The organism is Streptomyces sp. NPDC038213 (assembly GCF_055600495.1).
In genome coordinates this window covers 142,246-156,475 of record NZ_JBVJYM010000017.1, presented here as the reverse complement: position 1 = coordinate 156,475, position 14,230 = coordinate 142,246, and the positions used below count along the sequence as shown (strand labels likewise).

Annotated in this window: 14 protein-coding genes; 2 read left to right on the top strand and 12 right to left on the bottom strand. The window is 73.1% G+C overall.

Features of this window, described 5'->3' with window-relative positions:
- From ACZ7JZ_RS22965 to ACZ7JZ_RS22915, 11 genes are all read right to left on the bottom strand, one after another.
- On the bottom strand, positions 1-773 hold a 773-nt coding region (locus ACZ7JZ_RS22965; protein WP_470942207.1), incomplete at its 3' end, for an ABC transporter substrate-binding protein.
- A 236-nt stretch (positions 774-1,009) separates the two neighbouring features.
- Positions 1,010-2,347 carry a sulfate adenylyltransferase subunit 1 gene (locus tag ACZ7JZ_RS22960; RefSeq protein ID WP_470942204.1) on the bottom strand — a complete coding sequence of 446 codons (1,338 nt, stop codon included), beginning with the start codon at positions 2,345-2,347 and terminating at the stop codon, positions 1,010-1,012.
- A 2-nt stretch (positions 2,348-2,349) separates the two neighbouring features.
- The gene (gene cysD / locus ACZ7JZ_RS22955) at positions 2,350-3,291 is read right to left on the bottom strand and encodes a sulfate adenylyltransferase subunit CysD (RefSeq protein ID WP_470942200.1); all 942 of its coding nucleotides are present in this window, start codon (positions 3,289-3,291) and stop codon (positions 2,350-2,352) included.
- Positions 3,288-3,833 (bottom strand): adenylyl-sulfate kinase, encoded by a 546-nt coding sequence (gene cysC, locus ACZ7JZ_RS22950; RefSeq protein WP_470942217.1) that lies wholly within the window; start codon positions 3,831-3,833, stop codon positions 3,288-3,290. The genes cysD and cysC overlap by 4 nt, the downstream gene beginning before the upstream one ends.
- A 35-nt stretch (positions 3,834-3,868) precedes the next feature.
- Positions 3,869-4,576 (bottom strand): phosphoadenylyl-sulfate reductase, encoded by a 708-nt coding sequence (locus ACZ7JZ_RS22945; RefSeq protein ID WP_470942198.1) that lies wholly within the window; start codon positions 4,574-4,576, stop codon positions 3,869-3,871.
- Complete coding sequence (locus ACZ7JZ_RS22940) at positions 4,573-4,752, bottom strand: hypothetical protein (RefSeq protein ID WP_470942195.1); 180 nt, start codon at positions 4,750-4,752, stop codon at positions 4,573-4,575. Before ACZ7JZ_RS22940 ends, ACZ7JZ_RS22945 begins: the two co-directional genes overlap by 4 nt.
- Complete coding sequence (locus ACZ7JZ_RS22935) at positions 4,749-6,443, bottom strand: nitrite/sulfite reductase (protein ID WP_470942193.1); 1,695 nt, start codon at positions 6,441-6,443, stop codon at positions 4,749-4,751. Before ACZ7JZ_RS22935 ends, ACZ7JZ_RS22940 begins: the two co-directional genes overlap by 4 nt.
- A gap of 200 nt (positions 6,444-6,643) precedes the next feature.
- Positions 6,644-6,727 (bottom strand): putative leader peptide, encoded by an 84-nt coding sequence (locus tag ACZ7JZ_RS22930; RefSeq protein WP_470942214.1) that lies wholly within the window; start codon positions 6,725-6,727, stop codon positions 6,644-6,646.
- Between the two features lie 92 nt (positions 6,728-6,819).
- Positions 6,820-7,410, bottom strand: a complete 591-nt coding sequence (locus ACZ7JZ_RS22925; protein WP_470942191.1) for a GNAT family N-acetyltransferase — start codon at positions 7,408-7,410, stop codon at positions 6,820-6,822.
- A gap of 13 nt (positions 7,411-7,423) precedes the next feature.
- On the bottom strand, positions 7,424-8,716 hold the full coding sequence (locus tag ACZ7JZ_RS22920; protein WP_470942189.1) for a GAF domain-containing protein: 1,293 nt from the start codon (positions 8,714-8,716) through the stop codon (positions 7,424-7,426).
- A gap of 280 nt (positions 8,717-8,996) precedes the next feature.
- Complete coding sequence (locus ACZ7JZ_RS22915) at positions 8,997-10,676, bottom strand: acyl-CoA dehydrogenase family protein (RefSeq protein ID WP_470942184.1); 1,680 nt, start codon at positions 10,674-10,676, stop codon at positions 8,997-8,999.
- A 17-nt stretch (positions 10,677-10,693) separates the two neighbouring features.
- Here ACZ7JZ_RS22915 and ACZ7JZ_RS22910 point away from each other — a divergent pair, with 17 nt between their 5' ends.
- Complete coding sequence (locus ACZ7JZ_RS22910; RefSeq protein ID WP_470942177.1) at positions 10,694-11,827, top strand: YihY/virulence factor BrkB family protein; 1,134 nt, start codon at positions 10,694-10,696, stop codon at positions 11,825-11,827.
- An 88-nt stretch (positions 11,828-11,915) separates the two neighbouring features.
- Here ACZ7JZ_RS22910 and ACZ7JZ_RS22905 read toward each other — a convergent pair whose 3' ends face one another.
- Complete coding sequence (locus ACZ7JZ_RS22905) at positions 11,916-12,809, bottom strand: LysR family transcriptional regulator (RefSeq protein WP_470942174.1); 894 nt, start codon at positions 12,807-12,809, stop codon at positions 11,916-11,918.
- A gap of 128 nt (positions 12,810-12,937) precedes the next feature.
- Between ACZ7JZ_RS22905 and ACZ7JZ_RS22900 the strand changes: the two genes are divergently transcribed.
- The gene (locus ACZ7JZ_RS22900) at positions 12,938-14,146 is read left to right on the top strand and encodes an MFS transporter (RefSeq protein ID WP_470942171.1); all 1,209 of its coding nucleotides are present in this window, start codon (positions 12,938-12,940) and stop codon (positions 14,144-14,146) included.
- Positions 14,147-14,230 lie beyond the last annotated feature (84 nt).

Here is a 14,230-nt window from a genome sequence, read left to right as displayed (position 1 = left end):
AGGAACTTCTGGGACACGATGATGTTCGTGATGACGAACTTCTTGTCGGGCCACAGGGCGGTTTCGTCGAGGAGGACCTTGGCGCCTTCGGAGACCAGCTTGGAGGCGGTGGGTTCGGGGACCCAGGCGCCGTCGATGGAGCCGGACTTGTAGGCGTCGGGGGCGACCTTGTTGTCGGTGCGGACGACGGAGACGTCGCCCTTGCCGCTTTCGGGGTCGACCTTCCAGCCCTTCTCGGAGATCCAGTTGAGGAAGGCGACGTCCTGGGTGTTGCCCTTCTGGGGGGTGGCGATGTTCTTGCCCTTGAGGTCGTCGAGGGTCTTGATCTTCGCGGGGTTGACGACGAGCTTGACGCCGCCGGAGGCGGAGCCGGAGACGATGCGGAGGTTCTTGCCCTTGGACTTGACGTAGGCGTTGAGGGAGGGGGAGGGGCCGATGAAGCCGATGTCGAGGGAGCCGCCGTTGAGGGCCTCGATCTCGGAGGGGCCGGCGTTGAAGGTCTGGGTGGCGAGCTTCGTGCCGCCGAGCTCCTTGGCGATGAGGCCTTCCTGGACGCCGACCAGCGCGGTGGCGTGGGTCAGGTTGGGGAAGTAGCCGACGCGGACGGTGTCGGCGGAGAGCTTCTTGCCGGTCGCGGCGACGTTCGCCTTCTCGTTGCCGGCCTCCGCGGACTGCGAACCGTAGCCGCAGGCGGCGAGGGAGGTCAGCAGGACGGGGAGGGCGGCCGCGGTGAGCAGGGTGCGGCGGCGGGCGGTGCGGGGTGTGGCAGGCACGGGAGGCGGTCCTCTCGGAGGCCCGGTTCTACGTGCTCCGGATCCCTTGATCCGGAGACGCGGCCGGGCGGGCTGTTCGTCTTCGTCGGTGCGGCGCGTGGGGGGTGCGGGCGCGCATGCGGTGCGCGTACGTCAGCGCGCACATCGCGCCACCCCTCCCTGGCCGCTGCCGAGGAAGCCGCTGCCCACGCGGCCGCCCTCCTTGGCGAAGGACGAGTAGAAGTCGCCGCCCATGGTCAGAAGTCCCAGCCCTCGTCGTCCGCGGCGTCCGGGCCGGCCGCCGGGGTGCGCGAGGCGAAGGCCTCGCCCGCCATGCCCGCCGCCAGGGTGGTCCCGTCCGCCGGGTCGATCAGCAGGAAGGAGCCGGTGCGGCGGGAGTCGGCGTACGCGTCGAGGGCGAGCGGCTCGGCGGTGCGCACGACGACGCGGCCGATGTCGTTGGCCACCAGGCGCCCGGGCTCCGGGTGCTGGGACAGGTCGTCCAGCGTCAGCCGCGAGGGGATCTCCCTGACGATCGCCTTCACGGTCCGCGTGGTGTGCTTCAGCAGCACCCGCGCGCCGACGGCCAGCGGCTGGTCGGCCACGTGGCAGACCGTCGCGACCACGTCCTGCGTGGTGGCCGGGGCGCTCGCGGAGGGCGCGATCAGGTCGCCGCGCGAGATGTCGATGTCGTCCGCCAGGCGCAGGGTCACCGACTGGGGGGCCCAGGCGATGTCCACGCTCCCGCCGAGTGCGTCGATCCCCTCGATGACCGAGGTCTTCCCGGAGGGCAGGACGGTCACGGCCTCGCCGACGCGCAGTACGCCGGAGGCGATCTGGCCGGCGTACCCGCGGTAGTCGGGGTGCTCGGCGGTCTGCGGGCGGATCACGTACTGCACCGGGAAGCGGGCCGGGCAGGCCGTCAGGTCGTGGCTGACCGGGACGGTCTCCAGGTGCTCCAGGACCGTCGGGCCGCCGTACCAGTCCATGTTCGCGGAGGGCTCGACCACGTTGTCCCCGGCCAGCGCCGAGATCGGGATCGCGGTGATCTCCGGGACGCCCAGCTCGGAGGCGTACGCGGTGAACTCCTCGGCGATCTTCGCGAAGACGGGCTCCGCGTAGTCGACCAGGTCCATCTTGTTGACGGCGAGGACCACGTGCGGCACGCGCAGCAGGGCGGCCACGGCCGCGTGCCGGCGGGTCTGCTCGACGACCCCGTTGCGGGCGTCGACGAGGACCACGGCCAGCTCGGCGGTGGACGCGCCGGTCACCATGTTCCGGGTGTACTGCACGTGCCCGGGGGTGTCGGCCAGGATGAACCGGCGGCGCGCGGTAGCGAAGTAGCGGTACGCCACGTCGATCGTGATGCCCTGCTCCCGCTCGGCCCGCAGGCCGTCGGTCAGCAGCGCCAGGTCGGGGGCGTCCTGCCCGCGGTCGGCGGACACCCGCTCCACGGCCTCCAGCTGGTCCTCCAGGACCGACTTGGAGTCGTGCAGCAGCCGGCCCACCAGGGTGGACTTGCCGTCGTCGACGGAACCCGCGGTGGCGAAGCGCAGCAGCGTGGTCGCGCTCAGCTGCTCGGTGGTGCTGGTCATGGCTAGAAGTACCCTTCGCGCTTGCGGTCTTCCATCGCGGCCTCGGACAGCTTGTCGTCGGCGCGGGTGGCGCCCCGCTCGGTGAGGCGGGAGACGGCGATCTCGGCGATCACCGCGTCGAGCGTGGTGGCGTCGGAGTCGACGGCGCCGGTGCAGGACATGTCGCCGACGGTGCGGTAGCGGATCAGCCGCTTCTCCACCGCCTCGGTGTCCTTCGGGCCGCCCCACTCGCCGGCGGTCAGCCACATGCCGCTGCGCAGGAAGACGTCCCGCTCGTGTGCGAAGTAGATCTCGGGGAGCTCGATGCCCTCGCGGGAGATGTACTGCCAGACGTCCAGCTCGGTCCAGTTGGACAGCGGGAACACGCGCACGTGCTCGCCGGGGGCGTGCCGGCCGTTGTAGAGCTGCCACAGCTCGGGGCGCTGGCGGCGCGGGTCCCACTGGGAGAACTCGTCGCGGAGGCTGAACACCCGCTCCTTGGCGCGGGCCTTCTCCTCGTCGCGGCGGCCGCCGCCGAAGACGGCGTCGAACTTGTGCTGCTGGATCGCCTCGGTCAGCGGGACGGTCTGCAGCGGGTTGCGGGTGCCGTCCGGGCGCTCGCGCAGCTTCCCGGCGTCGATGTACTCCTGCACGGAGGCCACGTGCAGCCGCAGCCCGTGCCGGGCGACCGTGCGGTCGCGGTACTCGATGACCTCGGGGAAGTTGTGCCCGGTGTCCACGTGCAGCAGCGTGAAGGGGACCGGCGCCGGGGCGAAGGCCTTCAGCGCCAGGTGCAGCATGACGATGGAGTCCTTGCCGCCGGAGAAGAGGATCACCGGCTTCTCGAACTCGCCCGCCACCTCGCGGAAGATGTGCACGGCCTCCGACTCCAGGGAGTCGAGGTGCGACAGCGCGTACGGGGCGTCCGCGTCGGACTCCGTGTGCAGGTGCGCGGCGGTGGTCATGCCAGACCCCTCTCGGTGAGCAGAGCGTGCAGCGAATCGGCCGACTGCCGGACGGACTGGGTGTGCGACTCGATGCGCAGGTCCGGGGACTGCGGGGCCTCGTACGGGTCGTCGACCCCGGTGAGCCCGGAGATCTCGCCCGCGGCCTGCTTGGCGTACAGGCCCTTCACGTCGCGCTCGGAGCACACCTCGACCGGGGTGGCCACGTGCACTTCGAGGTACTCGGTGCCGGCGGCGGCGTGCCGCTTCGCCACGGCCTCGCGGCTGTCGGCGTACGGGGCGATGACCGGGACGAGCGCCTTGACCCCGTTGCTCGCGAGGAGTTCGGCGACGAAGCCGATCCGCTGCACGTTGGTGTGGCGGTCCCCGCGGGTGAAGCCGAGGCCGGCGGAGAGGAACTCGCGGATCTCGTCCCCGTCGAGGACCTCCACCCGGTGGCCCTCGGCGCGCAGCCGCTCGGCCAGCGCGTACGCGATGGTGGTCTTGCCCGCGCTGGGCAGACCGGTCAGCCACACCGTGGCTCCCTGGCCGGTCACGCTCATCTGGTTCTCCGTGGTGTCCGTAACGTCCGTCGTCATCAGCCGTGCAGCCCGCATTCGGTCTTGTTCCGGCCCGCCCAGCGGCCCGCCCGGGCGTCCTCGCCCTCCGCGACCCGGCGGGTGCAGGGGGCGCAGCCGACGGAGGCGTAGCCGTCCGTGAGCAGCGGGTTGGTCAGCACCCCGTGCTCGGCGACGTACGCGTCCACGTCGTCCTGGGTCCAGCGGGCGATGGGGGAGACCTTGACCTTCTGCCGCTTCTCGTCCCAGCCGACCACCGGGGTGTTCGCCCGGGTGGGGGACTCGTCGCGGCGCAGGCCGGTGGCCCAGGCCGCGTACGCCGTCAGGCCCTCTTCGAGGGGCTTGACCTTGCGCAGGGCGCAGCACAGGTCCGGGTCGCGGTCGTGCAGCTTCGGACCGTGCTCGGCGTCCTGCTCGGCGACGGTCTGCCGCGGGGTGAGGGTGATGACCCTGACGTCCATCACGGCCTCGACCGCGTCGCGGGTGCCGATGGTCTCCTCGAAGTGGTAGCCCGTGTCGAGGAAGACCACGTCCACGCCGGGGAGGGCGCGGGAGGCGAGGTGGGCGACCACCGCGTCCTCCATGGAGGAGGTCACGCAGAAGCGCTTGCCGAAGGTCTCGGCCGCCCAGCGGAGGATCTCCAGCGGGGAGGCGTCCTCCAGCTCGCGCCCGGCCCGCTCGGCCAGCTCCTTCAGGTCCTGCCGGCCGGTCTCCTGAACCGTCGTCATATCTCGTCCCCTCCCGCGTCGTTGCCCTGAAAACCGCGGGCCAGCAGCCCGAGGTACTTCAGCTGGAAGGCGCGGTTGCAGGCCCGGCATTCCCAGGCGCCGTGGCCCTGCTCCCCGGGGAACAGGTCCTCGTCGCCGCAGTACGGGCAGTAGAACGGTGCGGCGCGCTCGCTCACGACAGGCTCTCCTCGTCGGCGCGGGCCACCCACGCGGCGAACCGCTCGCCGTCGCCGCGCTGCTCCTCGAAGCGCTTGACGACCCGCTCCACGTAGTCGGGGAGTCCGGCCGAGGTGACCTTCAGGCCGCGGACCTTGCGGCCGAACCCGGCCTCCAGGCCCAGGGCGCCGCCGAGGTGCACCTGGAAGCCCTCGACCTGCCGGCCGTCCTCGTCGAGGACCAGCTGGCCCTTGAGGCCGATGTCGGCGACCTGGATGCGGGCGCAGGCGTTCGGGCAGCCGTTGATGTTGATGGTGAGCGGCTGGTCGAAGTCCGGCAGGCGGCGCTCCAGCTCCTCGATGAGGGTCTGGCCGCGCTGCTTGGTGTCCACGATGGCGAGCTTGCAGAACTCGATGCCGGTGCAGGCCATCGTGCCGCGCCGGAACGGGGACGGGGTGACCCGCAGGTCCAGCGCCTCCAGGGCGCCGACCAGCGATGCGACCTGCGGCTCCTCGACGTCGAGCACGATCATCTTCTGCTCGGCGGTGGTGCGCAGGCGGCCCGAGCCGTGGCTCTCGGCGATCTCGGCGATCTTCGTGAGCGTGGCGCCGTCGACCCGGCCGACCCGCGGGGCGAAGCCCACGTAGAAGCGGCCGTCCTTCTGGCGGTGCACGCCGACGTGGTCGCGCCAGGTCTGCACGGGCTGCGCCGGCGCGGGGCCGTCGGTCAGCTTGCGCTTGAGGTACTCGTCCTCCAGGACCTGCCGGAACTTCTCGGGGCCCCAGTCGGCGACGAGGAACTTCAGGCGGGCGCGGTTGCGCAGCCGGCGGTAGCCGTAGTCGCGGAAGATCGAGATGACCCCGGTGTAGATGTCGGGGACCTCCTCCAGGGAGACCCAGGTGCCCAGGCGGACGCCGAGCTTCGGGTTCGTGGACAGGCCGCCGCCCACCCACACGTCGAAGCCGGGGCCGTGCTCGGGGTGCTCCACGCCGACGAACGCGATGTCGTTGATCTCGTGGGCCACGTCCAGCAGCGGGGAGCCGGAGATCGCGGACTTGAACTTGCGGGGCAGGTTCGAGAAGTCCTTGTTGCCGACGATGCGGCGGTAGATCTCGTCGATGGCGGGGGTGCCGTCGATGATCTCGTCCTCGGCGATGCCGGCGACCGGCGAGCCGAGGATGACGCGCGGGGTGTCGCCGCAGGCCTCGGTGGTGGACAGGCCGACCGCCTCCAGGCGGTTCCAGATCTCCGGGACGTCCTCGATCCGGATCCAGTGGTACTGGACGTTCTGGCGGTCGGTGATGTCGGCGGTGCCGCGGGCGAACTCCTGCGAGATCTCGCCGATCACGCGCAGCTGCTCGGTGGTCAGGCGCCCGCCGTCGATGCGGACGCGGAGCATGAAGTACTCGTCGTCCAGTTCCTCCGGCTCCAGGATCGCGGTCTTGCCGCCGTCGATCCCGGGCCTGCGCTGGGTGTACAGGCCCCACCAGCGCATCCGTCCGCGCAGGTCGTTGGGGTCGATCGAGTCGAACCCGGCCTTGGAGTAGATCGTCTCAATGCGCGTCCGCACATTGAGACCGTCGTCGTCCTTCTTGAACTGCTCGTTGCCGTTGAGGGGCGTGAAGTGGCCTACGGCCCACTGGCCTTCGCCGCGGTGACGCGTGGTCTTGCGGCGCGCTGCGGCGGCGGGCTTCTCCGGGGTGGCGGCCATGGCGATACGTCCTTCTGTGGCGGCTCAGGGCAGGGGCTGTGGGCGGCGGCGTACCACCCAGAGGCCGTTGACCTGCGGAAATCTACGCAGATGCGGCAAGGAGGGACCCCCGGCAGGTGGTGGGGGGCCCGTACGGCCTCGGGGATTTCGACGCGTCCGCGACGGCGGGGACGGTGGAAATGCGGCGGTGCTGGCTTTCGTCAGCGCACCGGACAGATGGCGCTGGCCATGCGGCCGAGGTCGACGTGCCGCCGACTCACCAAGGCAATTCCAGCTCCATCCATGGCCGAAGCGTGGCATGCGCGTCTTGGAGGAGTCCACTAGTGTCCATTATGCGGACTAAAGCGTCTCGCTTTGTGGGATGCTGTGGGCTGGGTCACTCGGAGGGGGCGCTCGCGGACCCCTCTGAGCCCGGCCAGGGGCCGGGGGTCGGGCCCTGCTCCTTCTCCTCGGTCTCCGTCTTGAAGAGCCGGAAGCCGCGCTTCTCGTAGTTGGCCATGGCCGTGGGCCCGTCCCAGCTGCACGTGTGCACCCACACCCGCTTCGTCGCCTCGCGCTCCGGCCAGCGCTCGGCCAGGTCCCAGGCCCGCGCGGTGCCCACCGACAGCAGGTGCCCGCCGATCCGGCGGCCGCGGAAGGCCGGCAGCAGGCCGAAGTACATGATCTCCACCGTGCCCTCCGGCTGCGGGTCGAGCTCCACGTACCCGGCCGGGGTCCCGTGGTCGTACGCCACCCAGGTCTCCACCCCCGGCCGCTCGAGGATCTCCTGCCACTCCCGGTACGAGAGCCCCAGCCGGTCCGTCCAGTGGATGTCCTGGCCCACCGAGGCGTACAGGAAGCGGCTGAACTCGGGCGACGGGACCTCCGCGCGCTCGATCCGGATGCCGTCGCCGCCGGGTATGGCGGCCGGGCGCAGGTCGGCGGGAGAGGTCTGCTCCAGCGACCACGTGGTGAGATTGGTGTCCATGCAGCTCAGGGAATCACGCCGGGCCGCCGCGGCCCAACCGGGACGCGATCACGGACGGCGCGTGCGAGTGGGGGAGCAGCCCGTGCGGGTCCTGCGGGACCCGCACGCTCACCTCGATCCCCTCGGCGAAACGGTACGGCCGGTGCGCCAGCACCCCCGCCAGGTGCCGCCGCACCCGCGACATCTCGGCCCGCACCGTCACGGTGCGCGTCGGATCCCCGAACACCTCCCCGGCCAGCTCCGCGGCGCTCAGCCCGCCCGGCCGCCGCGCCAGCAGGAACAGCAGCTCCGCATGGCGGGGGCTGAGCTCCTGGCTCCAGCTGCCCGCCGCCCCCACGACCGTCGCCGACCACTGCCGGTCCCGGCTCAGGTCCAGCACCACCCGGCTGACCTGCCCGCCCGTACGGGCCTGGTCCACCCGCAGCAGCCAGCCGCCCGGCAGCGGCTCCGCCACGCAGTGGCCCAGGCTCGGCAGCCAGACCGGGCCCGCGCCCAGGTCCTGCGGCAGTCCCACCCGGTCCACCGGGGCCATCCCCGTCACCGCGGCCGTCCAGCCGTGCCGGTCCACGGCCAGCGCCCGCCCGGGCAGCCGGGCCAGCAGCGGGGCCGCCACCGCCCGCAGCCCCTCCAGGGAGCCCAGGTGCCGCACCCGCAGCTCGGTCTCGGCCAGCCGGGCCACGGAGGTCACCCACGACAGGGTCGCCGGGTGCATCGTGGCCAGCGGGCCGCTCACGTCGATCACCCCGATCAGCCGGCCGTCGCGCGGATCGTGCAGCGGGGCCCCCGCGCAGGTCCAGTCGTGGTGGCTGCTGACGAAGTGCTCCGCCGAGAACACCTGCACCGGGCGCCGGCTGACCAGGGCCGTCCCCACGCCGTTCGTGCCCACCACCGACTCGTCCCAGTCGGCCCCCACCTCGAAGCCCAGCCGGTCGGCCTTGCGCAGGATCGAGGAGTGCCCCTCGCGCCACAGCAGCCGCCCCTCGGCGTCGGCGACCACCATGATGTGCAGGGCCCCGTCCAGCGCCGGCAGCAGCTCCTCGCGCAGCACCGGCAGCAGCTCCCGCAGCGGCGAGTCCTGCCGCCGCTGCTCGGTCTCCGCCGCCGACAGCATCCGGGACCGGGCGTCCCGCTCCGGGTGCACCCCGCCCGCCATCATGCGCCGCCAGGACGCCGCGATCTCCGGGCGGGGCGAGGCCGGCAGCCGCTGCCCCGACAGGGCCGCCTCCCGCACCCCTTTGAGGAGCAGGGCCGCCTGGCGCCTGTCCATGGCCGAAAGCCGCGCCAGATCGAGTGTGGTGCTGGTCACCGGATCCTCCCCGTATGAACCGGACGTGCTGGCAGCCGGACCGTCCCACCGGCGGTGCCCGTTCCCCTGGCGCCTCGCGCGGACCGTTCCGCCCCACAGAGTTGCAACGGTATGCAACTCTCGCCAAGTCCCGATCGGCCGACCGAAACTTTGCGCAACGCCGCTCCGCGGCGTTGCAGCTCCTCCTCGGGGGCTTCACGCGGCAGGGGTGGTGCCGAGTCGGCGCGGTGCCACCCCCTCCGTACGACGGGCCCGGATCCGGTGCCGGCGGTTGGGGCCGTCAGGCGGGGATCCGCGCCCGTTCCACCACTGCACCCAGGTCCAGCGTGTGCGGCAGCGTGCCGAAGGCCGCACCCCCGTCCCCGCCCAGCCGCGAGGCGCAGAACGCGTCCGCCACCGCGGGCGGCGCCCAGCGCACCAGCAGCGAGCCCTGGAGCACCAGCGCCATCTTCCCGGTGACCCGCCGGGCCCGCGCCTCGATCCCCTCCAGATCGGCCAGCTCCGTGAGCAGGTCCCGGATGGCCGCATCGAGCCGGTGGTCCGCGCCGCGGCCCGCGCCGACCTCCTGGAGGAAGGCGTGGAAGGCCGCCGGCTCCTGGCGCAGCGCCCGCAGCACGTCGAGGGCCTGGACGTTGCCCGAGCCCTCCCAGATCGAGTTCAGCGGGGACTCGCGCAGCAGCCGGGGCATCCCCGACTCCTCCACGTACCCGTTGCCGCCCAGGCACTCCAGCGCCTCCGCCACCACCGGCGTGCACCGCTTGGCCACCCAGTACTTCGCCACGGGCACCGCGATCCGCAGCAGCGCCCGCTCCGCGTCGGTGTCCGCGTCGCAGGCCGCCGCCAGCCGCAGCGCCAGCACGGTCGCCGCCTCCGACTCCACCGCCAGGTCCGCGAGCACGTTGCGCATCAGCGGCTTGTCGGCCAGCAGCCCGCCGAAGGCGCTGCGGTGCTCCGTGTGGTGGACGGCCTGCACCAGCGCCTGGCGCATCAGCGCCGCCGAGCCGAGCACGCAGTCCAGCCGGGTGGCGGCGACCATCCCGAGGATGGTCCGCACCCCGCGGCCCTCCCCGCCGACCCGGCGGGCCCAGGTGCCGTCGAACTCCACCTCCGCGGATGCGTTCGAGCGGTTGCCCAGCTTGTCCTTCAGCCGCTGGAGGGCGAAGGGGTTGCGGGAGCCGTCCGGGAGCACCCGCGGGACCAGGAAGCACGTCAGCCGGTCCCCGGCCGCCGCGTCCGGCCCGGCGTCCGCTCCCGCGCCGGGCGGCAGGGCCTGCGCCAGGACCAGGAAGGCGTCGCTCATCGGCGCCGAGCAGAACCACTTGTGGCCGGTCAGCAGGTACTCGCCCGGCGCGTCCAGCGGCCGGGCCGCCGTCGTGTTCGCCCGTACGTCGCTGCCGCCCTGCTTCTCCGTCATCCCCATGCCGAACAGGACCCCGGCCTTCTCCAGCGGCGGGCGCAGCCCCCGCTCGTACACGCGCGAGGCCAGCAGCGGCCCCCAGAGCGCCGCGGCCTGCGGGTCCGCCCGCAGGGCCGGCACGGCCGCGTGCGTCATCGACACCGGGCAGCCCGTACCGGCCTCCGCCTGCGACCACACGTAGAAGCCGGCGGCCCGCCGCAGGTGCCCGCCGGGCCGGCGCCAGGCGTCCGTGAGGCCCGCGGAGACCGCCTTGCCGAGCAGCCGGTGCCAGGCCGGGTGGAAGTCGACCTCGTCGATCCGGTGCCCGTAGCGGTCGTGCGTGCGCAGCCGCGGGGGGTTCGCGTCGGCCTGCGCCGCCCACTCCTGGACCTGTGCGGAACCCGCCGCCCGGCCCAGCTCGCCGAGCTCCTGCGCGGCCTGCGCCCGCAGCTCCGCGGGCAGGTGACGCTCCATCCCCTCGACGAGGGCGCGGTCGGTACCGTAGACGTCGTAGCCCACCAGGGGCGGCGCCTGGTTGCTCACGGTGTGGGTGGTGGCTGCCATGCCGATACGGTAAAGACGTGCAGCCAGCAAATGAAACACCCGAGCGTCCTCCGGGGATGCTCCACCGGGCCAGGGCCCTGTACCGCAACGTCTCCAAGCGCAAGATGGCCTGGCTGCTCCTCAAGGACACGGTCAACTCGTGCATCGAGTACCGCATCCTCGGCCTCGCCGCGGAGGCCGCCTTCTTCACCCTGCTGTCGCTGCCGCCGCTCTTCCTCGGCCTGCTCGGCCTGCTGGGCTACGTCGACAGCTGGACCGACACCACGACCGTCGCCAGCATCGAGGAGAACATCCTGCGGGCCGCCGGCACGGTCCTGTCCGACCGGGGCGTCAACCAGATCGCCAAACCCCTCCTGGACGACGTCACCAGCCGCGGCCGGCCCGACATCATCTCCCTCGGCTTCGCCTTCGCCCTGTGGTCCGGCTCGCGCGCCGTGAACGTCTTCATCGACACCATCACCGTCATGTACGGGCTCGACGGGCACCGCGGGATCGTCAAGACCCGGCTGCTCGCCTTCCTCCTCTACATCGTCGCCCTCCTGATCGGCGCGGTGGTGCTGCCGCTGATGGTGGTGGGCCCCGACGCGGTCGTGCAGCTGGTGCCCTGGGGCACCGAGGTCATCGCGGTCCTCTACTGGCCCACCGTCACCCTGCTGTCCATCGCCTTCCTGACCACGCTGTACCACGTGTCGGTGCCCGTGCGCTCCCCGTGGATCGAGGACGTGCCCGGGGCCCTGGTCGCCCTCGGCATGTGGGTGCTGGGCAGCTTCCTGCTGCGCATCTACCTCACCAACACCGTGGAGGGGCCCACCATCTACGGCTCGCTGGCCGCCCCCGTGGCCGTGCTGCTGTGGATCGGCATCTCCGCCTTCGCGGTGCTCGTCGGCGCGGCCGTCAACGCCGCCATCGACCGGGTCTGGCCCTCGGTGGCCACCGCCGCGGCCCGCGAGGCCAACGAGCGGGTACGGGAGGCCGAGGCGGCCCAGCTCGTGGCCCGGGCCGCCGCCTGGCGGGCGCTGGCCGAGGGGGAGTCCGAGGACGACGAGGACACCGGGATCCCCTCGGAGTTCCCCGAGCGCTGGTCGAACTTCCTGCCCCCCGACGACTACCAGTCCCGGCTGCGCAAGCACACGGAACGCCACCCGCGCTGAGGCGGCGTACGGGCTGAGGCCGTACGGGCCGGTCCTGGTCGCGGGCTGAGGGGGCGTACCGGCTCGGCGGGCGTACGGGCCCGGCCGGTCAGGCCAGGGTCTCGGCCACCGCGCGGGCGAAGTCCGCCGCCCCCTCCGCGGGCCGGCTGCGCGGCCGGACGAGCCCCAGCTCCGAGTCCGGCAGCCCCTCGACCGGTACGAACGCGATCGAGCTGCGGCGCCCGTGGTAGTCCGCCGTGGACCGGCACAGCAGCATCGCCCCGCGGTCCGCCGCCGTCAGGCTCAGCCCCTCCTGGAGGGTGTTCACCGCGGGGCCCGCCGGCACCGCCAGCCCGCCCGGGGTCAGCGCCGGCGCCTGCGCACCCCGCCAGTACTCCGGCGCCGGGCCGTGGATCCCGATCAGGGTGCACTGCGCCAGCTCCTCCACGTCCACGGACTCCCGGGCCGCGAACGGATGGCGCACCGACACCGCCAGGGTCTGCGGCTGCCGCGAGAACACCGGGCCGAGGACGAGGTCCTCCTCCGCCACCGGCAGCAGCACCACCGCGCAGTCCACCTCACGGCGCCGCACCGGCCCGAACGGGTCCGAGAGCGGGACCTCCACCAGGTCGATCGCGCACTCCGGGCGCCGCTCCCCGAAGAGGGCGAGCGCCCGGGCCAGGTAGTCGTCCACCGTGCCCTGGAAGCCCACGCGCAGGGTGGAGCCGATCCCGCGGGCCGCCGCCCGCGCCTCGTCCACGGTGGCGCGCAGCGCCTCGTACGCGGGCCGCAGCGAGGCGGCGAAGCCCTCGCCCAGCGGGGTCAGCGCCACCCGCCTGCTGGTCCGCTCGACCAGGGGAGCGCCGATCCGGCCCTCCAGGGAGCGCAGCAGCTGGCTGACCCGGCTCTGCGAGACGTACAGGCGCTCGCCCGCCCGGCCGAAGTGCAGCTCCTCCGCGAGGACCAGGAAGGCCTCCAGCTCGCGGACCTCCAGACCGCTCATGGGCCGGTCTCCTTTCGTCGGACGGGGTGCGGGCCCGGGGGAGCGCCGCACGGATCTATGAGCCCTGCTCATAGAAGGATGAGGGATTGGCCGTTGTTCCCTCCTGCGGCAGCCGGTTGGCTGGCCGCATGGCACAGACAGAGGAAGTTGCAGGCACGGCACAGGTGCCGGAAGAGGCGGGTGCCCGCGGCTGGGCGGGCGTGGCGGCGGTCGCCGGCGCGACCTTCACCGTGGTCACCTCCGAGATGCTGCCCGTGGGCCTGCTCACGCCCCTCGGCGACGCCCTCGGCGTGTCCGAGGGGACCGCGGGCCTGACCCTGACGATCACCGGACTGGTCGGGGCGCTGTCCGCCCCGCTGCTCACCCCCGCGCTCGGCCGCTTCGACCGGAAGCTGGTGCTGTGCGCGCTGATGGCGGTCCTGACGGCCGGGAACCTGCTCGCGGCCTGGGCCCCGAACTTCGGCGTGATGGTGGGCGCCCGCGTCCTCGTGGGCATCGGCATGGGCGGTGTGTGGGCGATCGCGGCGGGGCTGGCGCCCCGCCTGGTGCCGGGGAAGTCGGTGGCCCCGGCCACCTCGCTGATCTTCAGCGGGATCGCCGTGGCCTCGGTGCTCGGTGTCCCCGCCGGGACCTACATCGGTGAACTCGCCGACTGGCGGACGGCGTTCGCCGCCGCGGCGGGACTCGCCCTCGCGGTGCTCCTCGCCCTGGCCCTCCTGCTGCCGAAGCTGCCCGCCCAGGAGGCCGTCCGGCTGGGCGGGGTGCTGCGCCTGGCCGCCGTACCGCAGGTGCGCACCGGGCTGCTCGTCGTCGCCCTTCTGGTCACCGGCCACTTCGCCGCCTACACGTACGTGCGGCCCGTCCTGGAGGAGGTCTCCGGGGCCTCGGCCGGCACCGTCGGCACCCTGCTGCTGGTGTACGGACTCGCCGGTGTCGCGGGCAACTTCGCCGCCGGTTCGGGCGCCGCCCGCTCCCCGCGCCGCACCCTGCTCGTCATCAGCACGGTCCTGGCCGCCACCGTGGCCCTGGTGCCCGTGCTCGGCGGCTCCGTACCGGCCGCCGGGGCCCTGCTGGTGGTGTGGGGGCTGTCGTACGGCGGGGTGTCCGTCAGTACGCAGACCTGGCTGCTTGCCTCCGCCCCCCGGTCACCCGAGGGGGTGTCCTCGCTGTACGTCGGCGTGTTCAACGGGGCCATCGCCCTCGGCGCCCTGGTCGGCGGGCTGGCCGCCGACGGCGCCGGCGTCACCTCGGTGATGTGGCTGGGCGGGGCCCTGGCGCTCGGCGCCCTGCTCGCGGTGGCCGCGGGCCGGGCCCCCGGCGCCGAACCGGCCGGCTGAGCCGGTCCCGTACGGGCCGCCTGCCTTGCGGACGGCCCCCGAGAACGCGGCGCGCCGGGCCTCCCCCGTCCCGGCGCGCCGTAC